Below are 24,095 nucleotides of genomic sequence, written 5' to 3' on the forward strand. Positions count from 1 at the left end.
AGTCGCGCGTCGTCCCCCACCACTTGCATGCCCAGGACACCAATCGTCAGGGGAGGGCCATATGACACCCGCAGGCCAGCAGGACACAGCAGAGCTCCGAGCCGCCGCGAGCCACTTGGGCCGCCGGCGCTTCCTCACCGTCACCGGCGCCGCAGCCGCGCTCGCCTTCGCCACCAACCTGCCGACCGCGGGCGCGGCGAGCGCCGCGGAGCTGGACCCGCGGAAGATCGCCGACAACCCGTTCACGCTCGGCGTGGCGTCCGGGGACCCGCTGCCCGGCTCGGTCCTGCTCTGGACCCGCCTCGCCCCGTCCCCGTACGAGCCGGGCAGCGGTCTGCCCGCTCAGCGCGTCACCGTCCAGTGGGAACTCGCCCACGACGCCCGTTTCCGCCGTATCGCCAGACGCGGTTCCGTCATCGCCCACCCCGAGTTCAACCACTCCGTACGCGTCGAGGTGGGCTACCTCGACGCCGGCCGGACCTACTACTTCCGCTTCAGGACGGGGACGTGGACCAGCGAGACGGGCCGGACCCGCACCGCCCCCGCGCTCGGCGGCAAGGTGAGCTCCCTGACGCTCGCCGCGGTCTCCTGCCAGGCGTACCACGACGGTTACTTCACCGCGTACAAACACCTGGCGCAGGACGACGTGGACGTCGTCTTCCACCTCGGCGACTACCTCTACGAGTACGCGGTGAACTCGGTCGGCGGCAACCGCAACTACACCGACCGCACCCTGCCCGCCCTCTACAACCGTGAGACGCAGACCCTTGAGGACTACCGCCTGCGGTACGCCCTCTACAAGTCCGACCCCGATCTGCGCGCCGCGCACGCCGCGCACCCCTTCGTCGTCACCTGGGACGACCACGAGGCCGAGAACAACTACGCGGGCGACCGCGACGAGAACGGCAACCCGCCGGCCGAGTTCCTGGTCCGCCGCGCCGCCGCCTACCGCGCGTACTGGGAGAACCTGCCGCTGCGCAGCCCCCAGCGGCCCAGCGGCCCCGACCTGCAGCTCTACCGCCGGGTGCAGTGGGGCAAGCTCGCGCAGTTCGACGTCCTCGACACCCGCCAGTACCGCTCCGACCAGGCCTACGGCGACGGCTCCCACGTCCCGGGACCGGAGTCCACGGACCCCAGGCGCACCCTCACCGGCGCCACGCAGGAGCGCTGGCTCATCGAGGGCTGGCGCCGCTCGCGGGCGCTGTGGAACGTCGTGCCGCAGCAGGTCAACTTCTCCGAGCGCAAGCTCGACCTCAACGCGGTGGCGAAGGTCAGCATGGACGCCTGGGACGGCTACACCGCTTCCCGCGACCGCGTCCTGGCGGGCGCGGCGTCGGCCGGGATCGAGAACCTGATGGTGCTCACGGGCGACGTGCACGTCGCGTACGCCTACGACATCAAGGCCGACTTCGCCGACCAGGGCTCCAAGACGGTCGGTACGGAGATCGTCGCCACGTCCATCGCGAGCGGCAAGGACGGCGCAGACAAGCCCGCGAACTGGGACACCTACACCAAGGCCAACCCGCACATGAAGTTCTACAACGGGCGCCGCGGATACGTGACCGTGGACCTCGGCCAGGAGTCCGCGCGCGCCGACTTCAAGACGGTCCCCGCGGTGTCGAAGCCCGGGGCGCCGATCACGACGGCGGCTTCGTTCGTGACGGAGGCGGGGAACCCGGGCCTGAAGCCCGCGTAGTCGGGCGGTTCTGTACGGGTGCGCTCACTCGCCCGGGTAGCGCACCCCGATCCGCTCCCGCACCGCGTCCAGGGTCCGCATCACCGCGAGGGTGCTGTCCAGGGGGACGAGGGGCGACTCGGTGTCGCCCGCGCGCAGGCGGTGCATGACCTCGGCGGCCTCGTGCCTGAGGCTGTCGCGGGGGCCGTCCTCGGGGGCGGCGGTGAACTCCTCGGGCTCGCGGCCGTCGCGGTGCAGCACGAAGCGCTCCGGGAAGAAGAAGCCGTCCGGTACGTCGATGCGGCCCCGCGAACCGGTGACGGAGGCGCCGACGGGGGTGCCCGCGTTGATGGAGCAGTGCAACAGAGCGTGAGCACCGCTCTCCCACGAGAGCAGCATTCCGGTCTGGAGATCAACGCCCTCATCCGAGAGCGTTGCTCTCGCGGTCACTCCCGAGGGCTCCCCGAGCAGCAGGTGCGCGAACGACACCGGGTACACGCCGAGATCGAGCAGCGCGCCGCCGCCCTGCGCCGGGTCCCGCAGACGGTGCGAGGAAGGGAAGGGACCCGCCAGCCCGAAGTCGGCCTGCACCGTCCGCACCTCGCCGATCGCCCCCTCGTCGACCAGCGCCTTCAGCCGCCTGACCAGCGGATGGCAGTACATCCACATGGCCTCCATCAGGAAGAGGCCGCGCCGCCGGGCGAGCGTCACCATCTCCTGCGCCTCGCGCGCGTTCAGCGCGAACGCCTTCTCGCAGAGCACCGCGCGCCCCGCGTCCAGGCACAGCCCCGCCGCCGCCCGGTGCGACGCGTGAGGCGTCGCCACGTACACCACGTCGACGTTCTTGTCCTCGGCGAGCGCGCCCCAGTCCCCGTACGCGCGAGGTATCCCGAACCGCTCGGCGAACGCCTTCGCCGACGCGTCGGTGCGCGACGCCACCGCGACGACCTCCGCGTCCGGCATGTCGAGGAGGTTCGCCGTGAACGACGCGGCGATCCCGCCCGTCGCGAGGATGCCCCAACGCACGGGTTCGAGGTTGTCTTTCACCACTGGGGCCCCTGTCCATACCGCGAAAATGGTCTCAACCAGCACAGCTGAGCTGAGAGCATAGGTAATCGCACGCCTAATCGGGAGGGAATCCGCATGCCGGAGCACGGCAGCCGCACCACGAGTGGGTCCAAAGACCCCCTCATACGGCAGTCCCGGACAGCGGAGCCGGGCCCTGCCCCCGTTGTTCCCGCCGCCGGGGCTCTCGCCGCGCAGCGCCGCACCGGCCTGCTCGTCACCCTCGTCCTTGGCGGACTCACCGCGGTCCCGCCGCTCTCCATGGACATGTACCTGCCGGCGCTCCCGGAGGTCACCCGCACGCTGCACACGTCCGCCGCGACCGCCCAGCTGACCCTCACCGCCTGCCTCACCGGCATGGCGCTCGGGCAGCTCGTCGTCGGGCCCATGAGCGACAAGTGGGGGCGGCGCAAACCGCTGCTCATCGGGCTCTTCGTCTACATCTTCGCCACCGCGATCTGCGCGTTCGCGCCCACCGTCGAACTCCTCATCGGCTTCCGCCTGTTGCAGGGCCTCGCGGGCGCCGCAGGCATCGTCATCGCCCGCGCGGTCGTACGCGATCTCTACGACGGCGTGGAGATGGCCCGCTTCTTCTCCACGCTCATGCTGATCTCCGGGGTCGCCCCGGTGGTCGCGCCCCTCATCGGCGGCCAGGTCCTGCGCTTCACCGACTGGCACGGCATCTTCGTCGTCCTCACCGTGATCGGCGTCGCCCTCACAGCGCTGGTCTGGCGGTGTCTCCCCGAGACGCTCGCCCCCGAGAACCGGCACAGCGGCGGCACCGTCGAGGCGCTGCGCACCATGAAGTCGCTCCTCGCCGACCGCGTCTTCACCGGGTACATGATCGCGGGCGGCTTCGCGTTCGCCGCGCTCTTCGCGTACATCTCCGCTTCGCCGTTCGTCATCCAGGAGATCTACGGGGCGTCCCCGCAGACCTTCAGTCTGCTCTTCGGCGTGAACTCCATCGGCCTGATCGCCGTCGGCCAGATCAACGGCAAGATCCTCGTCGGCCGGGTCAGCCTCGACAAGGCGCTCACCTTCGGCCTCGTCGTGATCACCCTCGCGGCGACCGCGCTGCTCCTCATGACGTCGGGTGTCTTCGGGGACGTCGGCCTGTTCCCCGTCGCGGCCGGGCTCTTCGTCCTGATGTCGGCGATGGGCCTCGCGATGCCCAACACCAACGCCCTGGCGCTGATGCGCACCCCGCACGCCGCGGGCTCCGCGTCGGCGCTGCTCGGCACGTCCTCCTTCCTCATCGGCGCGATCGCGTCGCCCCTCGTGGGCATCGCGGGCGAGGCCACGGCCGTCCCGATGGCCGTCGTCCAGCTCGTCTGCGCCCTGGCGGCCATAGGCTGCTTCATGGGACTGTGCCGCCCCTGGCAGCACTCGGCCAGGCCGAACCGGGAGGGGACGGACCACTGACCGCGCCACGCCTGCTGCGCGCCGGGACGCCGGACCGCGCGGGGCTCGACACGGACGAGATGGGCCACCTCGTACGCGAGGTGCGCGCCCTGACGCGCGGCGAGAGACCCTGGTGCTCCGGCGCCGTCGTGCTCGCCGGACGCGGCCCGGTGATCGCCGTCGAGGAGGCGGTGGGCCGTGCGGTGCGCTACGCGGCGTACGACCCCGAGAAGGACGCGGGCGTCGAACTTCCGCCCGCGCAGCAGGTGTTGACCCGCACCGGCACCCCCTTCGACCTGGCATCGCTCACCAAGCTGTTCACGACGGTCGCCGCGATGCAGCAGCTCGAGCGGGGCACGCTCGGCATCGACGCCCTTGTCTCGGCGTACGTCCCCGAGTTCGGCGCGGCTGCCGAGCACGGCATCACGGTGCGCCAGCTGCTCACGCACACCTCCGGCCTCCGGCCCGAACTCCCGCTGTACGACTGCCCGGACGACGCGGCGCGCCTCGCCGCCCTGCGCGCCGAAGCCCCGTCGAGTCCGCCGGGCGAGCACCTCTACTCCGACCTGAACATGCTGCTCCTCCAGCACGTCCTGGAGCGCCTCACACGCCGCCCGCTCGATGTCCTCGTGCGCGAGGGCATCACCCGGCCGCTCGGCATGGCCGCCACCGGCTTCGGGCCGCGCCCCGAAGCGGCCGCCACCGAGGACCAGCGCAGGCCCTGGGCGAAGGCCGATCGGGGGATGCTGCGGGGAGAGGTGCACGACGAGAACGCCTGGGCCCTCGGCGGCGTCGCGGGGCACGCCGGGCTCTTCTCCACCGCGCGTGACCTGGCGGTCTTCTGCCGGGCGCTGCTGTGCGGCGGCTCGTACGGCAAGGCGCGCATCCTCGGCCCCGACTTCGTGGAGCTGATGCTGACGCCGCCGGGGCTTGGTTTCGGCGTCGATCAGGCGTGGTTCATGGGGGAGCTCGCGGGGCGCGGGGCGGCGGGGCATACGGGGTTCACGGGGACGTCGCTGGTGATCGACCCCGTCACGGACACGTTTCTGGTTCTCCTGGCGAATACGGTGCATCCGCGGCGGGGGCCCGCCGACAGTGGGCCTCGGGCACGGGCTGCTTCCCGGTTGGCCCGGGCCGCGGTGCGCTGAGCGCTTCGCAGAGCGCTTCGCCGGGGTGCGGTGATGTGCCCGCGGGCCCGGTGGGGGTTGGGCGCGCCGTTCCCCGCGCCCCTTGCGGGACCCTGGTGGTGGGAAGCCCGCGGGGCGGTGGGGGCTTGGCGCGCCGTTCCTCGCGCCCCTTGCGGGGTCCGGTCGCGTCCCGCGGTGGAGCCGCTTGCCCCGCGCCCCTTTCGGGGCGCTCCTTCACGCACCCTAGAATCACGGGGTGAACGCCCCGATTTCCCCGGCATCTCCTGCCGAGAACCTGCGCAGTGCCCTCGCGGGGCTTCTCGACGGGTTGCCGCCCAAGCAGGCCGTGCAAGCCGTTGAGCGGCTGATCGCCAACTATCGGGGGCGTACCCCGACCGACGCCCCGATTCTGCGTGACCGTGCGGACGTCGCCGCGTATGCCGCGTACCGCATGCCCGCGACCTTCGAGGCCGTGCGTTCCGCGCTCGGGGCCCTCGCCGACGCGGCGCCCGCGGGGTGGGCGCCCGGCAGCCATGTGGACGTCGGTGGTGGGACCGGTGCGGCCACCTGGGCGGTGAGTGCGACCTGGGACGGGGAGCGGCCCGTCACGGTTCTCGACTGGGCCGAGCCCGCGCTGGCCCTGGGGCGTGAACTGGCCGCCGCCAATCCTTGGTTGAAGGCGGCACAGTGGCAGCGCTCTCGTATCGGATCGGCGCTCAGCATCGAGAGCACCGATCTCGTCACGGTGTCGTACGTGCTCGGGGAGCTGACGGAGAGCGACCGCCGCTCGGTCGTGGACGCGGCGGCGGCAGCCTCCGCCCAGGCCGTCGTCATCATCGAGCCCGGCACCCCCGACGGCTACCTGCGCGTCATCGAGGCGCGGGACCGGCTGATCGCCGCCGGGTTCCGTATCGCCGCGCCCTGCCCGCACAGCTCCGCCTGCCCCATCGTGCCCGGCGAGGACTGGTGCCACTTCTCCGCCCGCGTCAGCCGTTCCTCCCTGCACCGGCAGGTCAAGGGCGGCTCACTGCCGTACGAGGACGAGAAGTTCAGTTATGTGGCCGCCGTCCGCTTCGACGCCGAACCGGCGCCGAAGCGTGTCGTACGCAAGCCGCAGATCCGCAAGGGCCAGGTCCTGCTGGACCTGTGCGCGACGGACGAGACGCTGCACCGGGAGACGGTGACCAAGCGCCACGGCCCGCTCTACCGCGCGGCCCGCGACGCGGAGTGGGGTGACGCCTGGCCGCCGCACCAGGAGAGCCAGGGGAGTGGTCAGGGGAGCACCCCCTAGCCGCGCAGCTCCTGCGTGCAGCACTTCACGCTGCCGCCGCCCTTGAGCAGCTCGCTCAGATCCATGCCGACGGGTTCATAACCACGCTCCCGCAGCGGAGCGAAGAGGCCGATCGCGCCCTGCGGAAGCAGCACGTGCAAGCCGTCCGAGACCGCGTTGAGCCCGAGAGCCACCGCCTCCGGCTCCTCGGCGATCAGCGCGTCGGGGAAGAGGCGCCGCAGCACCGCCTGGCTGCCCGGCGAGAACGCGGGCGGGTAGTACATGATGTCGTCCCCCGTGTCTCCCGTGTCTCCCGTGTCGCTGAGCACCGCGAGCGCCGTGTCGAGGTGGTAGTAGCGGGGGTCGACGAGGTCGAGTCCGAGCACCGGGCGGCCGAAGAACTCCTGCGCCTCCCCGTGCGACAGGGGGCTGGCCCGGAAGCCGCGTCCGGCGAGGACGTACGAGGACGTGACGGCGAAGTCGCCCTCGCCCTCGTTCACGTGCGTGGGTTCATGGAGGTCCGTGAAGCCGTGCTCCCGGAACCACTCCAGGTGGGCGAGGGCCTCGGGGCCGCGCTCGGGGTAGGCGAACCGCGCGCCGAGCACGCGGCCCCCGATGACGGTCGCGCCGTTCGCGGCGAAGACCATGTCCGGCAGGTCCGGACGTGGGGTGAGCTCCTCGACGGTGTGGCCGAGCGAGCGGTAGCGGTCACGCAGGTCCTCCCACTGGGCGACGGCCAGGGGCACGTCGACCGGCTTCGAGGGGTCCATCCATGGGTTGATGGAGTACGTGACCTTGAAGTGTGCCGGTGAGCACATCAGATAGCGCCGGGGTGTGGCGCGACGAGGAAATCGAATCAACGAGGGCTCCTCACGTACCGCGGTGGTCAGTTCCTGCCCATAGCGGGTCAGTTGTGCCCATGGTGCGGTCTGAGGAGCCCTCGCGCTGTGATCTGAACGGGTGGTTCGACGAGTGGTCCACCCGGGGCCGCGGATGGTTAAGACGCCATCCACGTCCCGGCCTCATGACTCGTCGCGCGCCGAGCGGCCTTCCCGCAGTTTGCGCAACAGCTCACGCTTCTGCGCCTGCGGGCTGAGCCCGCCGCCGACCTGGCCGCCCCGGCCCCCGCCGCGCAGCGCCTTGCGGGAGAGGGTGGTGCGTGTACCGCCCACGCCCAGCATGTTTCCTGCTCCGCCTCGCGTCATGTGTGTACCTCCGGATCGAGAACTTCGAGAACTTCGAGAACTTCGAGAACTTCTAGGGCTTTCGAGAACTCCGAAAACCTCCCACGAGACGTCTCGTCTCGCTTCTTCGACTACTTTGAGCGAGACGGTGCGTCTTGTCAAGCATTAATGAGACGGTACGTCTCGGCTCGTTCGCTGCTACATTCGACGGCATGACCACGAAATCCGCCCCTGACTCCAAGCGCCGCAGCGAACGCTCGCGCCGCGCGATCTATGACGCCGCCCTCGACCTGGTCTCCGAGGTCGGCTTCAGCAAGCTCACGATCGAGGCGATCGCCTCCCGTGCGGGCGTGGGCAAGCAGACGATCTACCGCTGGTGGCCGTCGAAGGGTGCCGTCCTGCTCGACGCCTTCCTGGACCTCGGCCAGCAGGCCAGTGCGGAGGCGAGCACCGAGGCGGGCCGCGAGCTGGAGCACGAGATTCCGGACTCGGGGGACCTCGAGGCCGACCTCAAGTACGTCGTGCGGGCCACCATCGACGAGCTCAAGAACCCCAAGTACGACGTGCCGTACCGCGCACTCGCCGCCGAGGGCATGCTCAACGACGAGATCGGCACCGAGTACGTGGAGAAGTTCCTCGAACCCTCGCTCCAGCTCTACGTGAAGCGCCTGCGGATCGCCCAGGACGCGGGCCAGGTCGCGCCCGAGGTGGACCCCCGCATCGCCCTGGAACTGTGGACGGGCCCGCTCGCCCAGCGCTGGCTGCAGCGAACGGGGCCGCTCACGCACGAGTACGGCGACAAGCTCGTCGAGTACGCGCTCTACGGAATCGCGCCCCGCTGATCACATCGGGTTCACCGGCCACCGCTCCCGCGAGCCCGCGGCGCTCACGCCCTTCGTGCCCTTCGTGCCGTTCGCCGGCGTCCGCGCGAGCAGCCCCGGCGCGTCCGTGATCACGCCGTTGCAGCCCAGCCGCAGGGCCCGGTCGCGCTGGCCCGGAGTGGTCACCGTGTGCGCCCACACCCGGGGGACCCCGGAGTTGACCGCGCGCAGGAGGTCGATGTCCCGCGCCTTGTGATCCACGTCCAGTACGTCCACGTACCCGGCCCACCGCTCGGGCCGGTCCGTGCGCATCTGCGTCCTGGAGCGCCACACCTGCGCGAGCAGGCCCATCCGGTGCGCGCGCAGGGCGACGCCGGGATCGTTGGAGTTCACGAACACCGAGCGGGTCAGGCCCCGTGCGCGGATCAGCTTGCCGAGCGACCGCAGGCCGCGCGGATCCTTCGCCTCCAGCATCAGCACGATCCGGCCGCCGAAGCGGTCGAGGATCTCGGCGACCGTCGGTGGCCGCTCGGAACGCCAACTGCCGGGCAGGCCCGGGCCGGGGCGCAGTCTGACCTTCTTCCACTGGCGCAGGGTGAGCGCGCTCACCGGCCCCCTCGACGTCGTCGTACGGTCCAGGGTCGCGTCGTGCATGGCCACGAGCGTGCCGTCGCGCAGTATCCGCGTATCGGCGTCGATGACCTGGGCCGTGCCGCGTTCGTACGCCGCCACCAGGCCGGACATGCTGTTCTCCGGCACCTCCAGGGCGCCGCCGCGGTGTGCGGTGTAGGTGACGTGGGGGAGTGCTTCCACCGTCAGGGGGCCGCCGCCCCATTCGAGCGGGGCGAGGGGGCCCGCGGGTGCGGCTGGCGCGGCTGGTACGGCGAGGGTCAGTGTGGTGAGGCTCACGAGCCCCGATAGTCCGGTGAGGACAGTCCTGGTGACCATGCCGAACACGGTAGGGGGGTATGTCACCGGTTGGTACGCAATGACGCGCGATGTCACCCTGCGCCTTGCATCACCCCAGCTACCCCGGATGTGGGCTCTGGCCCCCCGAGGAGCAGGATGGTGCGACCATGGGACATGCTTCTCGGCACACATGCGAGGTGAGGGGATAGATGGGCGCGGAGTTCGGTCGCCGTTCCGGCGGGCAGAGCAGGATTTCCCAGTGGCTTCGACGACGTCCCCAGCCCAAGGACACGGCGGGTGACGAGGCGGACCGCGAGGCCCTCCTGGTCGCCGCGGCGGCGGCGGGTCTGCCGCTCTCACCGGCCGCGCACCCTTCCGCGTACCGATGTTCCTGTGACCGCATAGGCTGTCCGACCCCCGCCAGGCACCCCATCTCCTTCGCCTGGCAGACGCAGTCCACGACCGACCGCGGGCAGATCGAGCGCTGGGCCAGGCATCAGCCCCAGGCCAACTTCATCACCGCGACGGGCATGGTCCACGACGTCCTCGACGTGCCGCTCGCCGCCGGGCGCGAGGCCCTCGCCAGGCTGCTGGCCGACGGCATCGAGGTGGGCCCTGTCGCCGAGTCCGAGGGCCCCATGGACGACGGGCGGATGCTGTTCTTCACGCTCACCCGTGGCACCCCGGAGGACGAGGACGAGTGGTGGCCCTGTGAGCTCGACTGCCACCCCGAGACGACGAACGAACACCCCGGTCTGCGCTGGCACTGCCGCGGTTCGTACGTCCTCGTGCCGCCCGCGCGGCTGCCCGGCGATCTGGCCGTCAGCTGGATCCGCGGCCCCGAGCACGCGCTCCCGGACCCGCTGACGCTCCTGGAGACGCTCACCGACGAATGCGCCCGCGTCGCGGGCGAGCCCCAGCACGACGACATCGCCGCCTGGCCGTCCAGAGGCTGACGCCCGGCCGCGGGGGCCGCTCCTACTCGCCCCGCGCGCCCGTCAGACCCTGGATGCGGCTCAGGAACGACACCTTGCCCGATCCCGCCGGGTCGATGACGACCTGGTTGGAGACGCGCTCCAGCGTCACCGACTGCTTGACGTCGCCCTTGAGGAGCGGCTTCACCTCGGGATCCACGGTGAGGTTCACGCCCTTCGCGGCGGTCTGCTTCTCGTAGTGGTGCGTCGAGAAGAAGACCATCGCGCCGCCGTCCTGGGTGCGCAGGCCCACCGGAGCGAACGTTCCGTCGTTGCGCGGCTCGTCGATGTACTGGATGGCCATGCCGCGGCGCTTGGTGTTCTTGTCGCGGGCCGCCTTCCACAGCGACGTGTGGTCGCCCGGCGCGAACGCGTCGCCGCCCGACTTCAGATACGTCGTGTACTGCTCGCCGAGGTTCTTCGGCGCCACCGCCAGGGCCTTCGAGTTCAGCTCGACCGGCTCCGCCCAGCCGTCCTTGTCCTTCTTCAGCTCGGGCATCTTGTCGGGGGACACCAGGTTCAGGTAGGACGCCTCCCACAGCTGGTCCTTGCTGCCCTTGGTGAAGACGAGCAGCCAGCGCAGGTCGCCCCTGCGGTTGGACTTCGTGTCCGCGACGAACCACCGTGGCCAGCCGGCCTTCTTGGGGATCGAGAACTTCGGATCCGTCAGCTCTAGCGGAACTTGGTTGGGGCTGCCGCCCGGACTCCGCGCACCCTTCGACTTCAGGCCCGCCTGGTTGATGGCGCTCAGGGGGCCCGTGACCCGGGCCGCGTCCAGGGCCGGGTCGTACGCCTTCTCGGCCTTGTTGTACGCGGTGAGGAAGTCTTTCAGCGCGCGGTCGGCCTCAGCCTTCGTCGCCGACGGGATGACCTCCCGCTCCCCGTGCACCGTCACGCACCCGCTCGCCGTCACCGTCAGTACGGTCACCGTCGACGCCACCATCGCGTACCGGACCGGCCGTTGTCGCCGTCCGCCCCGCATCGGAGTGCGCTGCCTTGGAAGCCTGCTCATGCGTTGCGTTCACCTTCCCCTTCCCGGGCCCGAACCCTACCGGGGCGAAGAAGAACGCGAGCGTCGGGATCAGGTACAGCAGCCACACCGTGACCTGGACAACCGTCGGATCCGGCTGGAAGTTGAAGACGCCCTTCAGGAGCGTGCCGTACCAGCTGTCCGGCGGAATCGTCGCGCTGATGTCGAACGCCTTGTTCCGCAGGCCGCCGATGAACTCCGCCTCCTGCAGGTCGTGGACGCCGTACGCGAGGACGCCCGCCGCCACGATCACCAGCATGGCGCCGGTCCAGGTGAAGAACTTGGCCAGATTGATGCGGACCGTGCCCTTGTAGAACAGCCAGCCGAGCGCGATCGCGGTGAGCAGGCCCAGGAGCACGCCGATCAGCGGACCGTGCGTACCGTCGCCCGAGGCCCGCACCGAGGCCCACACGAACAGCGCGGTCTCCAGGCCCTCACGGCCCACGGCGAGGAACGCGGTGGCGACCAGCGCCCCCGTGCCCATCTGCAGCGCCGCGTCCAGCTTGCCGTGCAGCTCCTTCTTGAGGTGACGGGCCGTACGCCGCATCCAGAAGACCATCCACGTCACGAGCGCGACGGCGACGATCGACAGCGAACCGCCGAGCGCCTCCTGCGCCTCGAACGTCAGCTCCTGCGAACCGAAGGTGAGCCCGCAGCCGAAGCCGAACGCGAGCGCGCACGCGACACCGATGCCGATCCAGATGGGCCGCAGGGCGTCACGCCGCTCCGTCTTCACCAGATACGCGATGAGGATGCAGACGACCAGACTGGCCTCAAGACCCTCGCGCAGCCCGATCAGATAATTACCGAACATGTCCGTCAGATCCCCTCAGCTGAACAGTGCCCGGCCCCACCAGTCGTCCTTGTCGCGGACGCCCGGCGGGATCGCGAAGACCGCTGAACCCACGTGCTGGATGTACTCGTTGAGCGCGTCGGAGCGCGCCAGGTTGCGCTGCACCGGAATGAAGCCCGTACGGACGTCACGCTGGTACGCGAGGAAGAAGAGCCCCGCGTCAAGGCGGCCGAGGCCGTCGGTGCCGTCCGTGAAGGAGTAGCCGCGGCGCAGGATCGTCGCGCCGTCGTTGGTGTCCGGGTGCGCGAGCCGGACGTGCGAGGTCGGTTTCATCGCCTTCAGGAACGGCTCGTCGCGCTCCTTGGCCTTGCCGACCGGGGCGCCTCTGCCCTTGTCGCGGCCGAAGACGTCCTCCTGCTCACCGAGCGAAGTACGGTCCCAGGTCTCGACGTTCATGCGGATGCGGCGCGCGACGAGATACGAGCCGCCGGCCATCCAGCCGGGCCCGTCCTTCTCGCCGACCCACACATGCTTCGCCAGCGCGGAACGGTCATCGCCCGAGACATTGCGGGTGCCGTCCTTGAAGCCGAAGAGATTGCGCGGCGTCTGCGAGCCCGGCGTCGTGGAGGACGTCTTCCCGAAGCCGAGCTGCGACCAGCGCACCGCGACCTTGCCGAAGCCGATGCGGGCGAGGTTGCGGATGGCGTGCACGGCGACCTGCGGGTCGTCCGCGCAGGCCTGCACGCACAGATCGCCGCCGCCGCGGGACCTGTCGAGGTTGTCGCCGGGGAACTTGGGCAGATCGACGAGCGCCTCCGGGCGCCGGTCGTCGAGCCCGAACTTCTCGAAGAGACCTGGCCCGAAGCCGATGGTGAGCGTGAGTCGGGACGGCTTGAGGCCCAGCGCCTCGCCGGTGTCGTCCGGCGGCGCCTCGGTGAGCCCGCCGTAGGCGCCCTCACCGACCTCGTGTCCCGCGGTCATCCGCGCGGCGGCCGCCGTCCAGTCCTTGAGGAGCTGTACGAACTCCTCGCGGTCGTCCGTCTTCACGTCGAACGCGGCGAAGTGCAGCCGGTCCTGGACTGCGGTGGCGATGCCCGCCTGGTGCGTGCCGTGGAAGGCGACCGCGCCGCCCGCCGACGACGCGGGCACGGCCTCGTCCCCGGACCGGGCCACCGCGACGGCGCCCCCGGTGACGGCGGCACCGAGCGCGAGTCCGGCACCGCCCCAGCCCAGGAGCGAACGCCGCGAAGGAGAACTGGAGTTGGCGTCGTCGCGATCCGGCGCGGACGAGCTGTCACTGCTGCTTTCACTGCTGCCGTTACGGCTGTCGCTGTCGCTGTCGCTGTTGCTGCCGCTGCCGCTGCCGCTGTCGCTCGTGGTCTCGGTCATCGGTCCCGTACCCCCTGCCGCTACTTGCTACTTGCTACTTGCTACTTGCTCTTGGCCACGGCGGCGGCCAGCTTCGACAGCGGCTCCGCGAGCGCGTTGACGCCGTCCTGGAGCTCCTTCTGGTCCGCCTTGCCGACCTTGTCGTACGACGTGAACGTGTACGAGTCCTCGCCGCCGCCCTGGCGGTGCTTGCCGAGCAGCTTGTCCAGGGCCGCGAACTGCTTGTCGAGCTCCTTGGTGAGCGCCGGGTCGTTCTCCGACGCGACGGCTTTGAGCAGGCCGTACGCCTTCTGCGCACCCTCGACGTTCGCCTTGAAGTCGACGAGGTCGGTGTGCGAGTAGCGCTCCTCCTCGCCGGTGACCTTGCCGGTGGCGACCTCGTCGAGGAGCTCCTTGGCGCCGTTGGCCATGGAGGTCGGGGTGATCTCCGCCTTGCCGACGCGCTTCTGCCAGTCCTTGAGGTCCTTGTCCAGCTGGGTCGCGAGTTCCTTCTCGCGCCCACCGATCTTCTTGTCCTTCCACAGGGCCCGCTCCAGACGGTGCCAGCCCGTCCAGTCCTTCTCCAGGTCCTGGCCCTCCTCCAGGCCGTCCTCGCGGACGTCGACCTTCGGGTCGATGTCACCGAAGGACTCGGCGACCGGCTCGGTGCGCTCCCAGCCGATGCGGGAGGTGGAGTACGCCTTCTTCGCGGCCTCGACGTCGCCCTCGCGGACGGCGTCGGTGAAGAGCTTCACCTTGGGCAGCGTCGCGTCGGCCTGCTCCTGCGCGTAGGCGCGGTAGTCGGCGACGGCCTTGTCCAGGCGCGGGTCGCGCTTGACGGTCTTGCCGCCGCTGACGGTGACCTTCTGGCGGATGCCGTCGCCCTTCATGCCGGGCTTGCAGGCGATCTCGTACGACCCGGCCTTCACCTCGGCGGTGAGCTTCTGCTTCGTGCCGGGGCCGATGTTCTCGCGCTCGCTGACGATGCGGTCGTCGGGGAAGAGGAGATAGACCTCGGTGACCTTGGAGCCCTTGTTCTCGATGGCGAGTTCGACGTGCCCGGCGGGAAGCTTGGCCGTGGAGACCTCGCACTTGTCGTCGGTGGCGGTCACCTCGACGGTGTTGCCGCCGCCCTTGGCGTCGCTCTTCTCGGTGCAGCCCGTGACGGCGGTGAGCGCCGCCGCTGCGGCGATGGCAGTGGCGACGGGGAGGCGGACGGGGCGCATAGGGGCTCCAAGACGGTTCACGGATGATGCCGACGTGCCGGTGAGGCGGACCTAACTTAACTGACCCTTACCTGGTCGATACCCAGCCGTCCAGTGATTCACCTCTCACCAGGTGGGGGCGCTTACGGGGGCGTCACGACGGGGCGATGGGGGGTTCATGGAGTGGCAAAGGATGGGTCAAGAAGAGTTCCTTTCCCCGGCCCCGACCCTCCTGGTTGTGACCGGGGAAGGCCCCGCGGGGCCCGCCCTCACCCCCGCACCGGCGCCACCAGCGGAGCCCCCGTCCGCGGATGCGGAAACACCTCCACCGGCTGCCGGTAGACCTCGCTCAGAAGCTCCCCGGTGAACACTTCCCCCGGAGGCCCCTCCGCGGCGAGGCCCCCGCCCCGCAACACCGCCACACGATCCGCGTACGCCGCAGCGAGCCCCAGATCATGCAGGACCACCACCACCGCGTCCCCGGCGGCGGCCCGCTCCCGGCAGATCCGCAGGACCAGCTCCTGATGCCGGAGGTCAAGCGCCGCCGTCGGCTCGTCGAGAAGGAGGAGCGGCGCCCGCTGCGCGAGCACCCGCGCGAGGGCGACCCGAGCCCGCTCCCCACCGCTCAGCGCCGAGAAGGGGCGGGCGGCGAACGCGCCGACCTCCGTCGCGGCCATCGCCTCCCTCACCACGCGATCGTCGTCGTCCTGAAGCGCCGTACCGGCCCAGGGCGCCCGCCCCATCCGTACGACATCCTCGACCGCGAAGGGGAAGGAGAGCGCGGCGGACTGCGGCAACACGGCCCTCCGCAGGGCGAGTTCACGGGCGGGCCACTCCGTCGCCGGACGCCCACAGACGCGTACGACCCCCTCATCGGCCGGGAGGTCCGCGGCGAGGGCGGCCAACAGGGTCGATTTCCCGGCCCCGTTCGGCCCGACCAGGGCAAGCACCTCGCCCGCCCGCGCGGTCAGGGACACCCCGGCAAGGACCTCGCGCCCCCCGAGGCGCACCACGAGTTCCGACGCCTCGGCGAGCGCGTCGCCAGGAGAGACGGGCCCCGGCAGCGCACGCCCGCCGCCGGAGGGGAACAGCCGGTGGGCGATCCACCCGATCATGCCCAACCCCCTTGCCTGCGACGGGTCCTGCGCAGCAGCCAGAAGAAGAACGGGCTCCCGAAGAGCGCGGTGAGCACCCCGAGCGGCAGCTCCGCGGGCGCGGCCACCGTCCGCGCGGCGAGATCCGCACCGACCAGGACGACCGCCCCGCCCAGCGCACTGCCCGGCACGAGGAAGCGGTGCCCCGGACCTGCCGCCATCCGCAGCAGATGCGGGACGAGAAGCCCGACGAACGTGATGATCCCGGCGACGGCCACGGCGGCGGCGGCCAGCAGCGCCACCACGAGAACGAGCAGGAGCCGCAGCCGCTCGACGTCGACCCCGAGGTGCCGCGCGGGCCGCTCGCCGAGCGCGAGGAGGTCCAACTTCCGTGCGTACAGCGGCGCCACGGCAAGACCGGCCACCGCGCACGGCAGCACGGCGAGCACCTTCGGCCACGTCGCCTGGGCGAGCGAGCCGAGCTGCCAGAAGGTGATCTGGGTGACCTGCGCGTTGTCCGCGAAGAAGACACAGAGCCCGATCAGCGCCCCCGCGAAGGCGTTCACCGCGATGCCGGTGAGGATGAGCGTGACGACCTCCGTGCGTCCGCCGTTGCGCGAGAGGGCGTACACGAGAAGGACGGTGGCGAGTCCGGCGACGAACGCGCAGACCGTCACGGTCCAGTTCCCGAAGAAGCTCAGGCCGAGCGCGATCGACGCCACCGCGCCGACGGCCGCGCCCGCCGAGATCCCGATGACGCCGGGTTCGGCGAGCGGATTGCCGAACACGCCCTGCATGAGCGCCCCCGCGCAGCCGAGCGACCCCCCGACGAGCAGCGCCAGTGTCACGCGCGGCAGCCGCACGTTCCACAGGACGCTCTCGCCGACCCGGTCGAGCGCGCTCCCGCCGAGTCCGATCCGGTGCCGCACGGAACTGAGGACGTCCCCGAGCGGGATGTCGTACGCCCCGACACCGGCGGAGAGCAGACAGAGGAGAACGAGGGCGGCCGTGAGCCCGATGGCCAGGGAGGCGGCTGCGCCCCGTCGACGGACGCGCGGAGCCGAGGGCTCGACGCCGGTGGCCTCGGCGTCCTCCGCCGCCTTGGTCAGGACGGTCACTTCTTGCTCCCGTACAACTGCTCCACCAGCGACTTCAGGACCTGGTCCGTACGCGGCCCGTAGTTCAGGAGCACTCCGTCGTCGATGGAGACGACGCGGCGGTCGAGCCCGGCCGGGGTCTCGGCGACACCCGGGACCTTGAGAAGCCCGTCCACGCCGTCCACCGATTCCAGCCCCTTGGACATCACGAGGATCGCGTCCGGCGCCGCCTTGGCGAGCGCCTCACTCGTGATCGCCGTGAAGTCCTTCCTCAGGCCCGATGCCTTGCCCGCGTCGACCGCGCCCGCCGTCTCCAGGAGCGAACTCGCGCCGGACTCGCGGCCGCCGAGCAGATAGACGGAGGCGGAGCCGCGCAGGTAGAGGAAGGCGACGCGGGGCTTCTCGGTGCGGGCGGACGCCGGGACGGACTTCCCTGCCTTCGCGATGCGTTCCCGCGTACGGGACTTGAGCTCGTCGCCCGCCTTCTCGACCCCCAGCGTCCTTGCCACCGCGTCGATCCGGGGGCCCACGTCGTCGAGGCCCTTCGCCGCGTCGAACACGACGAGCGGGATGCCCGCGTCACGTATCTGGTCGATGGCCTCGGCGGGTCCCGTCGTGGTGTCCGCGAGGACGACCGTCGGCTTCAGGGAGAGGACGCTCTCCGCCGAGACGTCGTGCGCGCGTGTCACCACCGGCAGCTTCTTCGCCTGCTCGAAGGTCGCGGTGATGTCGCGGGCCACGACGTTCTCGCCGAGCCCGAGCGTGAAGACGATCTCGCTCAGGCTGCCGGTGAGCGGCACGATCCGGTCCGTGTCCTCGACGGTGACCTTCTTGCCGTCGGCCGAGGTGACGGTGGCGGGGAGCGCGGGGTCGGGACGGGACGTCAGCGGCTCGACCCGGTCGGGCGCGGAGGCCGCCGCCTTCGCCTTCGGGGACGTGTCGCCGCCGTCGCCCGACGATGATCCACACCCCGTGAGGGCCAGGGCGAGAACGGCGGTCCACGCGCCGGCGATACGGAGTGAGCGCGGCATACGCACCGAAGTCCACCGTCCTGTTGCTGTTGCTGAGGGAGCTGGGGGTTCCAGCCGGAGTGATCGTAGTTTAGGTTAGCCTTACCTAATTAGCTACACCTGGAGGGGTCCCATGCCGCCGTCAAGACGGGCGCGAGCCATCGCTCGTGCCGGAGCCGTGGCCGTGCTCACCGCACTCGTCGGAGCGCTGCTCCCGGCGGGCGCCGCGCACGCCGAGGACCGCACGGTCCAGGGCGGACGGCTCGACTGGGGCATCAAATCCTCGTTCCAGAGCTACGTCACCGGGCCGATAGCCCAGGGGAGTTCGACCCTGCGGGGCGGCGCCGCCACGGTCGGCGGCAGCCAGTTCCGCTTCCACTCGGCGAAGGGCTCGTACGACCCGGACAGCGGGGCCTTCAGCGCCGGGTTCTGGGGCGGGGTGCGTTTCCTCGGCCACAAGAAGGGCGGCTCGTACGAGCTGGACCTCACCATCAGCCGCCCCACCGTCAGGATCTCCGGCGGCTCCGGCACGCTCTACGCCGACATGGTCAGCAAGGAGAAGGGCACGGGCAAGGTCACGTCCAACGCCCAGGTGCCCCTCGCGACCCTCGGCATGTCCGGCATCAACATGAAGGGCGGCTCCGGGCCGATCGCCCTCGACAACCTCCCCGCGACGCTCACTTCCCAGGGCGCCAAGGCCTTCGCCGGGTACTACGCGGCGGGCACCGAACTGGACCGCGTAAGCCTGTCGACGGACCTCACGGCGAAGTCCGGCCCGGACAAGCAGTCGAAGAAGCCCTCGCCGAAGTCCTCGAAGCCCTCGAAGTCAAAGGAGTCCGAGTCCGGGAAGAAGGCGAAGGCGGGCCGGATCGAGGACGCCGCCGTCGACTGGGGCGTGCGCCGCACCTTCCGGGAGTACGTCACCGGGTCCATCGCCAAGGGCGAATGGAAACTGACCGCCGGGGCCCAGGACGGTGGCGCGCTGTTCCGCTTCCCCCGGGGCGAGGGGACGTACGACAAGAAGAAGCAGGCCCTCGACGCGGACTTCGCGGGCACGGTGCGTTTCACCGGTGAACACGGGCTCGACCTCGCGCTGAGCAAGGTGGCCGTCGAGGTGAAGGACGGCAAGGGCACGCTGTTCGCGGACGTCGACAGCAAGGGAGGAAAGGGCGGCGATGGCAGCAAGGGCGTCGCACTGAAGAAAGCCTCGCTTGTCACCTTCGCGGCCGAGGAACTGAAGCCGGAGGGCGGGCTCGTCTCGCTCACCGAAGTGCCCTCCAAGCTCACGGCCGACGGTGCCAAGGCGTTCGGCGGCATGTACAAGGCGGGCTCCGACATGGACCCGCTCTCGCTCGCCGTCGCCCTCGACGCCGACGCGAAACTGCCCGCGCTGCCGGACCTCGGCTCGTCCGCTAGCCCGACGCCGCAGGCGAAGGCCGGACAGAGGACCGAGCCGAAGACCGAGGACGCCGCCGACTCGTCCGACTCCTCGTCGCCCGCCGTGCCGATCGGCATCGGCGCGGGTGTGGCGGTGCTGCTCGCGGCGGCGGTCACGTTCGGAGTCGTACGCAAGAAGCGTGCGGCGACGGGCGCTCCGGGCACACAGGACGCCCCCGGCTCGGATTCCTGACCCTTCCGCCTCATCTCTTTCTCCCCCCTGTCTCTTTCTCCCCCCCTCTCTTTTCCTCCCCCACCTCTCTCTCCAAGGAGAAGCCTGACCATGGCTGCCACCCGTCGTCCCATAACCCTCGCGGCAGCTGTCGCGACCGCCGTCACGCTGGGCGCGACCGCCCTCACTCTTCCCGCGCTCGCCGCCGACGGCGGTGCCGCCGCCGCGCCGAAACTGGAACTGAAGGACGGCACGCTGGACTGGGGCTTCAAGGAGTCCTTCCGCAACTACGTCACGGGCAGGGCCGCGGGCAAGATCGAGGCCACGGACGGCGCCAAGCAGGCCGCCGGCAACGGGGTGTTCACCTTCACCGGCGGCACGGGTACGTACGACACCGGTACACACGCCACCGACACCGCCTTCAAGGGCAGCGTCCGGTTCTCCTCCACGGCCCACCGCTTCGACATCACGGTCGCGGACGTGAAGGTCCGCACCGAGGGCACGAGCGGCGCCATCCAGGCCGACGTGAGCCTCAACGGCACCGCCCAGAACGACATCGACCTCGCCGAGCTCGACCTGACCGGGATCAAGCCCGGCACGGGCGAGGGCGGCGCGATGACCTTCAAGGACATCCCGGCGACGCTGACGGCGGACGGCGCCAAGGCCTTCAACGGCATGTACAAGGAAGGCGACAAGCTCGACCCGGCCACCCTCTCGGTGAAGGCGGGCGGCGCCCCGACCGAGAAGCCGACCGAGAAGCCGACCGAGACGCCCAAGCCCACGGACAAGCCCACCGAGGCGCCCAAGCCGACCACGACGCCCACCAAGACCTCGAAGCCGAATGCCACGCCCACCGCGACCCGGAAGCCGACGTCCGGCACCGAGAAGACCGCGGGCGAGGTCCACGACGGCTCGCTCGCCTGGGGCGTGAAGAAGACCTTCCGCCGCTACATCGAGTCCGGCGGCGGCGCCACACTTTCCGGCGGCGCCGAGAAGAACGACGACGGCTACGACTTCCCGTACGCCAAGGGCGATGTGGACAGCGACGCGAAGAAGCTGACCGCGTCCTTCGGCGGCGCCGTCCGCTTCCAGTACAAGGCGCACGGCATCGACATGAAGTTCAGCGACATCAAGGTGGCGGCGAACGGCACCAAGGGCACCCTGACCGTGGACGTCACCACGCCCAAGGGCAAGAACAACGACGTGAAGTTCGCGACGCTCGACCTCTCCAAGGCGTCCTACGCGGCGAAGGACGACGTCGTACTCCTTGACAAGGTGCCCGCGATGTTCACGGCGGCGGGCGCGAAGCAGTTCGAGAGCGAGGACGCGCCGTCCGGTTACAAGGCGGGCGAAGCGATCGACCCGGTGACGGTGGCGCTCTCGGTCGCCGACGGCGCGGAGCTGCCCGGCGGCAGCGGTGGCTCGACCGGCGGATCGGCCGACTCCGGTTCCACCGGCGGGGGTTCGTCCGACCTCGGCGGCGGTTCGGTCGGCGGCGGTACGGGGGGCTCGATGGCGTCCACCGGCGCCTCGGTGCCGACGGGCGCACTGCTCGGCACCGCGGGCGCGATCGTCGTCGCGGGCGCGGGTGCGGTCTTCGTGGCCCGGCGCCGCACCTCCTGAGGATGCTTGAATGCCCGGGTGACAGAACTACTTGACGGACTGGACGTCCTGCGAGTCTTCTGCGGGCCCGACGGTCGGCACGGCAACGAGCTGGGTGTCGTGCGCGACGGGGCCCGCGTCCCCGGGCGGGGCGAGCGGCAGGGGATCGCGGCGAAGCTCGGCTTCAGCGAGACGGTGTTCGTCGACGACCCCGAGCGCGGGGTCATCGACATCTACACCCCTACGTCGCGGCTCCCTTTCGCCGGACACCCTTGCGTCGGTACGTCCTGGCTGCTCGATGTCCCTGAACTCGTCACGCCCGCGGGCGTGGTGGAGGCCCGTCAGGACGGGGAGTTCAGTTGGATCGCGGCGCCGGCCGCGTGGGCGCCGGGGCGGACGCTGCGTGCGTACGACAGCCCGGCCGAGGTGGATGCGCTCGCGGTGCCCCCGCTGGGGGAGTGGGTGTACGCCTGGGCGTGGGAGGACGAGGCGGCGGGGCGGGTCCGGGCGCGGGGCTTTCCCGGTCGGGACGACGGCATCCGGGAGGATGAGGCTACGGGGGCGGCGGCGTTGCTGCTCTGCGCCGAGCTGGGCCGGGCGCTGAACATCACGCAGGGGCGTGGGTCGCAGATTCTTGCGGCACCGGGGCCCGGCGGGGTGATCGAGGTGGGAGGACGCGTGCGGCTTGCAGCGGGCTGAGGTCTGCCTCCGGCGGTCATTCCCCCAACCCCGCCCCTTCCCGAAAACCCGCTGGGCACGGGGGCCTTGCCGTTGCCGTCAGCACCGGCTCCGCCGAGTTCGTCCTCGATCGCCGGACAGGCCGGATATTCCAGCCCGCCCCTACGCCGACAGCGGGAACTCGTCGCCCAACTCACGGAACACCCCGGTGTTCAAGGCGAAAGCGCGCTTGCACTCGTCCACGATCCGCTGCCTCTCCAACTCGTCAGGGACCACTTCTCCCAGACCGTCGAGCAGCTCCCGATAACCGCGCTTGAACGCGGCCGGGTTGGAGATCCCCTCGAACACGTAGAACCGCACGCCGTCGCCCTTACGCGCGAAGCCCCACGTCTGCTCCGCCTTGCCGCGGATGATCTGGCCGCCGGAGAGATCGCCGAGGTAGCGGGTGTAGTGATGGGCCACGTAGCCCCCCGGCCACTCCTGGGCGCACTCCGCGACCCGTGCCGCGTACGCGGCGGTCGCGGGCAGTGGCGTGGCGGAAGACTTCCAGCCCGCACCCCGCAGATGCGCGAGGTCCCGCTCGAGCTCCGCGACGCGCAGCAGCTCGGGCTGGATGAACGGACCGGCGATCGGATCGTCCCGCAGCGCCGCGGCGCCCTCCTCCAGGGCGCGATACACGAACCACAGCTGTTCCGTGTAGCGCGCGTACGCGTCGACGCCCAGCTTGCCGCCGAGCAGGTCGCTCATGAACGTCGAGGTCTCCGCCTCCGTGTGCTGCTCGTGCGAGGCGGTGCGGATGACCGTGGAGAACGGATCCATGAGGGACCTCCGAAGCCGAAGATAGCGGGTGAGCCTAAGAGAAGCCGAAGAAATGCCCGAGAAGGGCGGGAACCAGCACGACCACTGCCGATCATCCAAGTTAGGCTTACCTAAGTCAACTGGTTCCCGACGCCCTGTCGGTAAAATCTGTCGGTGAAAAACTACCCGCTCAGAGCTCAGGGAAGCGTAAGGATCTCCGCCCCGCTGTCCGTCACCACGAGCGTCTCCTCGAACTGCGCGGTCCGCTTGCGGTCCTTCGTCACCACGGTCCAGCCGTCGTCCCACATGTCGTAGTCGTACGAGCCGAGGGTCAGCATCGGCTCGATGGTGAACGTCATGCCGGTCTTGATCGTCGTCGTCGCGTGCGGGCTGTCGTAGTGCGGGACGATCAGGCCGGAGTGGAAGGACGTGTTGATGCCGTGGCCGGTGAAGTCGCGTACGACGCCGTAGCCGAAGCGCTTGGCGTACGACTCGATGACGCGGCCGATGATGTTGATCTGGCGGCCGGGCTTGACCGCCTTGATGGCGCGGTCGAGCGACTCGCGCGTCCGCTCCACGAGGAGCGTGGACTCCTCGTCGACGTCCCCGACCAGGTACGTGGCGTTGTTGTCGCCGTGCACACCGCCGATGTAGGCGGTCACGTCGAGGTTGATGATGTCGCCGTCGTTGAGGACGGTGGAGTCCGGGATGCCGTGGCAGATGACCTCGTTGACGGAGGTGCACAGCGACTTCTGGAAGCCGCGGTAGCCGAGTGTGGAGGGGTAGGCGCCGTGGTCGCACATGTACTCGTGGGCCACGCGGTCCAGCTCATCGGTGGTCACCCCGGGCGCGATGTGCTTGGCGGCCTCGGCCATCGCGCGCGCGGCGATACGGCCCGCGGTGCGCATCAACTCGATGGTCTCGGGGGTCTGCACCTCTGGCCCCGTGTACGGGGTGGGCGCGGGTTTCCCCACGTACTCCGGGCGCCGGATGTTTCCCGGAACGGGGCGGATGGGGGAGAGCTCCCCTGGGACGAGCAGTGACTGGCCAGACATGCCAGCGAGTCTAACCAGCGGTGGTGGGGCAGCATGGCGGAGAGAGAGCGGGACCCAGCGGTACTGAACTGAGAGGAGCGGGCCATGGCGCTGTTCAAGAGGCGGACCGTCGGAAAGCCGGGCGAGTGGTACTACTGCCTGGAGCACCGGACAGTCGAGGAGGGCCCCGACTGCCCGGGCAAGGACCGCTTCGGCCCCTACGCCTCCCGCGAGGAGGCCCAGCGCGCGATGGAGACCGCCGCCGAGCGGAACCTGGAGTGGGAGACCGACCCGAAGTGGCATGACAAGGACCCCCGGGGCGAGGGTGAGGGCTAGGGCTGAGGCGCGGGC

The 24,095-nt window shown here is 70.5% G+C and carries 23 protein-coding genes; 10 read left to right on the top strand and 13 right to left on the bottom strand.

The window, feature by feature from the left end; translation table 11 throughout:
• Positions 1–61: 61 nt before the first annotated feature.
• Complete coding sequence (locus ACZ5CR_RS20285) at positions 62–1,696, top strand: alkaline phosphatase D family protein (protein ID WP_468859316.1); 1,635 nt, start codon at positions 62–64, stop codon at positions 1,694–1,696.
• 24 nt (positions 1,697–1,720) lie between these two features.
• Here the strand turns inward: ACZ5CR_RS20285 and ACZ5CR_RS20290 are convergent, their stop codons facing one another.
• Positions 1,721–2,725, bottom strand: coding sequence for a Gfo/Idh/MocA family protein (locus ACZ5CR_RS20290; RefSeq protein ID WP_468859318.1), 1,005 nt, complete (start codon positions 2,723–2,725; stop codon positions 1,721–1,723).
• A 93-nt stretch (positions 2,726–2,818) separates the two neighbouring features.
• Here ACZ5CR_RS20290 and ACZ5CR_RS20295 point away from each other — a divergent pair, with 93 nt between their 5' ends.
• The 3 genes from ACZ5CR_RS20295 (at position 2,819) to ACZ5CR_RS20305 (ending at position 6,559) form a co-directional block, all read left to right on the top strand.
• Entirely contained in the window at positions 2,819–4,162 is a 1,344-nt protein-coding gene (locus ACZ5CR_RS20295) for a Bcr/CflA family multidrug efflux MFS transporter (RefSeq protein ID WP_468859320.1), read from the top strand.
• A 59-nt stretch (positions 4,163–4,221) separates the two neighbouring features.
• Complete coding sequence (locus tag ACZ5CR_RS20300; protein ID WP_468859591.1) at positions 4,222–5,289, top strand: serine hydrolase domain-containing protein; 1,068 nt, start codon at positions 4,222–4,224, stop codon at positions 5,287–5,289.
• Between the two features lie 235 nt (positions 5,290–5,524).
• Complete coding sequence (locus tag ACZ5CR_RS20305) at positions 5,525–6,559, top strand: small ribosomal subunit Rsm22 family protein (RefSeq protein ID WP_468859322.1); 1,035 nt, start codon at positions 5,525–5,527, stop codon at positions 6,557–6,559.
• Here the strand turns inward: ACZ5CR_RS20305 and ddaH are convergent.
• Entirely contained in the window at positions 6,556–7,395 is an 840-nt protein-coding gene (gene ddaH / locus ACZ5CR_RS20310; RefSeq protein ID WP_468859592.1) for a dimethylargininase, read from the bottom strand. The genes ACZ5CR_RS20305 and ddaH overlap by 4 nt on opposite strands.
• Before the next feature lie 165 nt (positions 7,396–7,560).
• A complete protein-coding gene (locus ACZ5CR_RS20315) occupies positions 7,561–7,743 on the bottom strand; it encodes a DUF6243 family protein (RefSeq protein WP_468859323.1) in 183 nt (60 codons plus the stop codon).
• A 191-nt stretch (positions 7,744–7,934) separates the two neighbouring features.
• Between ACZ5CR_RS20315 and ACZ5CR_RS20320 the strand changes: the two genes are divergently transcribed.
• Positions 7,935–8,564, top strand: coding sequence for a TetR/AcrR family transcriptional regulator (locus ACZ5CR_RS20320; RefSeq protein WP_468859325.1), 630 nt, complete (start codon positions 7,935–7,937; stop codon positions 8,562–8,564).
• Here ACZ5CR_RS20320 and ACZ5CR_RS20325 read toward each other — a convergent pair whose 3' ends face one another.
• Entirely contained in the window at positions 8,565–9,491 is a 927-nt protein-coding gene (locus ACZ5CR_RS20325) for a glycerophosphodiester phosphodiesterase (RefSeq protein ID WP_468859327.1), read from the bottom strand.
• 170 nt (positions 9,492–9,661) lie between these two features.
• Here ACZ5CR_RS20325 and ACZ5CR_RS20330 point away from each other — a divergent pair, with 170 nt between their 5' ends.
• A complete protein-coding gene (locus ACZ5CR_RS20330; protein WP_468859329.1) occupies positions 9,662–10,408 on the top strand; it encodes a bifunctional DNA primase/polymerase in 747 nt (248 codons plus the stop codon).
• Between the two features lie 22 nt (positions 10,409–10,430).
• Here the strand turns inward: ACZ5CR_RS20330 and ACZ5CR_RS20335 are convergent, their stop codons facing one another.
• The 7 genes from ACZ5CR_RS20335 to ACZ5CR_RS20365 all read right to left on the bottom strand — a co-directional run bounded on the left by ACZ5CR_RS20335 (position 10,431) and on the right by ACZ5CR_RS20365 (position 18,044).
• The gene (locus ACZ5CR_RS20335; RefSeq protein ID WP_468859594.1) at positions 10,431–11,369 is read right to left on the bottom strand and encodes an SCO2278 family lipoprotein; all 939 of its coding nucleotides are present in this window, start codon (positions 11,367–11,369) and stop codon (positions 10,431–10,433) included.
• Positions 11,272–12,270, bottom strand: a complete 999-nt coding sequence (efeU, locus tag ACZ5CR_RS20340; RefSeq protein WP_468859331.1) for an iron uptake transporter permease EfeU — start codon at positions 12,268–12,270, stop codon at positions 11,272–11,274. The genes ACZ5CR_RS20335 and efeU overlap by 98 nt, the downstream gene beginning before the upstream one ends.
• A 15-nt stretch (positions 12,271–12,285) precedes the next feature.
• Positions 12,286–13,638 carry an iron uptake transporter deferrochelatase/peroxidase subunit gene (gene efeB / locus ACZ5CR_RS20345; protein ID WP_468859333.1) on the bottom strand — a complete coding sequence of 451 codons (1,353 nt, stop codon included), beginning with the start codon at positions 13,636–13,638 and terminating at the stop codon, positions 12,286–12,288.
• Between the two features lie 41 nt (positions 13,639–13,679).
• Entirely contained in the window at positions 13,680–14,843 is a 1,164-nt protein-coding gene (gene efeO, locus ACZ5CR_RS20350; RefSeq protein WP_468859335.1) for an iron uptake system protein EfeO, read from the bottom strand.
• Positions 14,844–15,091: 248 nt separating this feature from the next.
• Positions 15,092–15,937 carry a heme ABC transporter ATP-binding protein gene (locus ACZ5CR_RS20355; RefSeq protein WP_468859337.1) on the bottom strand — a complete coding sequence of 282 codons (846 nt, stop codon included), beginning with the start codon at positions 15,935–15,937 and terminating at the stop codon, positions 15,092–15,094.
• Positions 15,934–17,025, bottom strand: a complete 1,092-nt coding sequence (locus tag ACZ5CR_RS20360; protein WP_468859596.1) for a FecCD family ABC transporter permease — start codon at positions 17,023–17,025, stop codon at positions 15,934–15,936. The genes ACZ5CR_RS20355 and ACZ5CR_RS20360 overlap by 4 nt, the downstream gene beginning before the upstream one ends.
• A 5-nt stretch (positions 17,026–17,030) precedes the next feature.
• Positions 17,031–18,044, bottom strand: coding sequence for a heme/hemin ABC transporter substrate-binding protein (locus ACZ5CR_RS20365; protein WP_468859339.1), 1,014 nt, complete (start codon positions 18,042–18,044; stop codon positions 17,031–17,033).
• A 112-nt stretch (positions 18,045–18,156) separates the two neighbouring features.
• Between ACZ5CR_RS20365 and ACZ5CR_RS20370 the strand changes: the two genes are divergently transcribed.
• The 3 genes from ACZ5CR_RS20370 (at position 18,157) to ACZ5CR_RS20380 (ending at position 21,933) form a co-directional block, all read left to right on the top strand.
• A complete protein-coding gene (locus ACZ5CR_RS20370; protein ID WP_468859341.1) occupies positions 18,157–19,653 on the top strand; it encodes an HtaA domain-containing protein in 1,497 nt (498 codons plus the stop codon).
• Positions 19,654–19,743: 90 nt separating this feature from the next.
• Positions 19,744–21,255, top strand: a complete 1,512-nt coding sequence (locus ACZ5CR_RS20375) for an HtaA domain-containing protein (protein ID WP_468859342.1) — start codon at positions 19,744–19,746, stop codon at positions 21,253–21,255.
• An 18-nt stretch (positions 21,256–21,273) separates the two neighbouring features.
• A complete protein-coding gene (locus ACZ5CR_RS20380; protein WP_468859344.1) occupies positions 21,274–21,933 on the top strand; it encodes a PhzF family phenazine biosynthesis protein in 660 nt (219 codons plus the stop codon).
• Between the two features lie 141 nt (positions 21,934–22,074).
• On the opposite strand, the gene ACZ5CR_RS20385 is transcribed toward ACZ5CR_RS20380, so the two are convergent.
• Together ACZ5CR_RS20385 and map are read right to left on the bottom strand one after the other, a co-directional pair.
• Positions 22,075–22,731 (bottom strand): biliverdin-producing heme oxygenase, encoded by a 657-nt coding sequence (locus ACZ5CR_RS20385; protein ID WP_389909525.1) that lies wholly within the window; start codon positions 22,729–22,731, stop codon positions 22,075–22,077.
• A gap of 176 nt (positions 22,732–22,907) precedes the next feature.
• Entirely contained in the window at positions 22,908–23,765 is an 858-nt protein-coding gene (gene map, locus ACZ5CR_RS20390; RefSeq protein WP_389909528.1) for a type I methionyl aminopeptidase, read from the bottom strand.
• Positions 23,766–23,849: 84 nt separating this feature from the next.
• Between map and ACZ5CR_RS20395 the strand changes: the two genes are divergently transcribed.
• Positions 23,850–24,080, top strand: a complete 231-nt coding sequence (locus ACZ5CR_RS20395; protein WP_468859347.1) for a hypothetical protein — start codon at positions 23,850–23,852, stop codon at positions 24,078–24,080.
• Positions 24,081–24,095: the final 15 nt, after the last annotated feature.

Source organism: Streptomyces sp. NPDC031274, from assembly GCF_055570235.1.

Excerpts from the sequence above, each read along its gene's own strand:
- ACZ5CR_RS20325 (WP_468859327.1), bottom strand. The coding sequence starts at position 9,491 with ATGGTCACCAGGACTGTCCTCACCGGACTATCGGGGCTCGTGAGCCTC.
- ACZ5CR_RS20385 (WP_389909525.1), bottom strand. The coding sequence starts at position 22,731 with ATGGATCCGTTCTCCACGGTCATCCGCACCGCCTCGCACGAGCAGCAC.
- ACZ5CR_RS20315 (WP_468859323.1), bottom strand. The coding sequence starts at position 7,743 with ATGACGCGAGGCGGAGCAGGAAACATGCTGGGCGTGGGCGGTACACGC.
- efeO (WP_468859335.1), bottom strand. The coding sequence starts at position 14,843 with ATGCGCCCCGTCCGCCTCCCCGTCGCCACTGCCATCGCCGCAGCGGCG.
- efeU (WP_468859331.1), bottom strand. The coding sequence starts at position 12,270 with ATGTTCGGTAATTATCTGATCGGGCTGCGCGAGGGTCTTGAGGCCAGT.
- ACZ5CR_RS20355 (WP_468859337.1), bottom strand. The coding sequence starts at position 15,937 with ATGATCGGGTGGATCGCCCACCGGCTGTTCCCCTCCGGCGGCGGGCGT.
- ACZ5CR_RS20330 (WP_468859329.1), top strand. The coding sequence starts at position 9,662 with ATGGGCGCGGAGTTCGGTCGCCGTTCCGGCGGGCAGAGCAGGATTTCC.
- ACZ5CR_RS20335 (WP_468859594.1), bottom strand. The coding sequence starts at position 11,369 with ATGGTGGCGTCGACGGTGACCGTACTGACGGTGACGGCGAGCGGGTGC.
- ACZ5CR_RS20300 (WP_468859591.1), top strand. The coding sequence starts at position 4,222 with ATGGGCCACCTCGTACGCGAGGTGCGCGCCCTGACGCGCGGCGAGAGA.
- ACZ5CR_RS20295 (WP_468859320.1), top strand. The coding sequence starts at position 2,819 with ATGCCGGAGCACGGCAGCCGCACCACGAGTGGGTCCAAAGACCCCCTC.
- ACZ5CR_RS20320 (WP_468859325.1), top strand. The coding sequence starts at position 7,935 with ATGACCACGAAATCCGCCCCTGACTCCAAGCGCCGCAGCGAACGCTCG.
- ACZ5CR_RS20375 (WP_468859342.1), top strand. The coding sequence starts at position 19,744 with ATGGCTGCCACCCGTCGTCCCATAACCCTCGCGGCAGCTGTCGCGACC.
- map (WP_389909528.1), bottom strand. The coding sequence starts at position 23,765 with ATGTCTGGCCAGTCACTGCTCGTCCCAGGGGAGCTCTCCCCCATCCGC.
- ACZ5CR_RS20365 (WP_468859339.1), bottom strand. The coding sequence starts at position 18,044 with ATGCCGCGCTCACTCCGTATCGCCGGCGCGTGGACCGCCGTTCTCGCC.
- ACZ5CR_RS20395 (WP_468859347.1), top strand. The coding sequence starts at position 23,850 with ATGGCGCTGTTCAAGAGGCGGACCGTCGGAAAGCCGGGCGAGTGGTAC.
- ACZ5CR_RS20285 (WP_468859316.1), top strand. The coding sequence starts at position 62 with ATGACACCCGCAGGCCAGCAGGACACAGCAGAGCTCCGAGCCGCCGCG.
- ACZ5CR_RS20370 (WP_468859341.1), top strand. The coding sequence starts at position 18,157 with ATGCCGCCGTCAAGACGGGCGCGAGCCATCGCTCGTGCCGGAGCCGTG.
- efeB (WP_468859333.1), bottom strand. The coding sequence starts at position 13,638 with ATGACCGAGACCACGAGCGACAGCGGCAGCGGCAGCGGCAGCAACAGC.